Annotated in this window: 1 protein-coding gene; it reads right to left on the bottom strand. The window is 55.5% G+C overall.

Features of this window, described 5'->3' with window-relative positions; translation table 11 throughout:
* On the bottom strand, positions 1–508 hold a 508-nt coding region (locus AWU74_RS07890), incomplete at both ends, for a substrate-binding domain-containing protein (protein WP_187150957.1).

The raw sequence follows: 508 nt of genomic DNA, 5'->3' as shown, positions 1-508 counted from the left end.
TGGGCTTTTGGTCGAGCAAAATCCGCGTGCCGCAGCCCCGTTCACGGTTAATCAGGGTAACGTTTGGACGCGCTACGTCTTTCCAATCGGTGACGCCGAGTGGATTTCCGTCCCGCACATATAATCCCGCCATTCTTCCCGCAAGGCGGACCGCTCCGACCGGAATACCCGGAAGCAGGCGGCGGATATAGGGGTAATTGTAGACGTCTGATTCCCCGTCCCATAGGTGGGAAGCGGCGATGGTTATTTTCCCCAGATACATGGCGTACAAAGCATTATAGCAGCCCATATAGGAGCGAAGCATCATCGTGCCGGTTTCGGAAGCGTGCGCTACCAACAAGTCTAGGCATGCGTCTTGTCCGCAGAGAATAATGGAATCTTCCTGCACGGACGAACGGACGGCGCTGTTATCTGTGGAATAGCGGACAGTTATGCTGTCGGCTTTCGGTGCATTTCGGTTTGCGTCCGGATTAGGCGAAGCGGCTTCAGAATGGGTCCGAAAGGCGGT

This window comes from Treponema endosymbiont of Eucomonympha sp., assembly GCF_001028545.1.
Note: the sequence above shows the minus strand (reverse complement) of the source record. Positions and strands in the feature narration are given on the sequence as shown.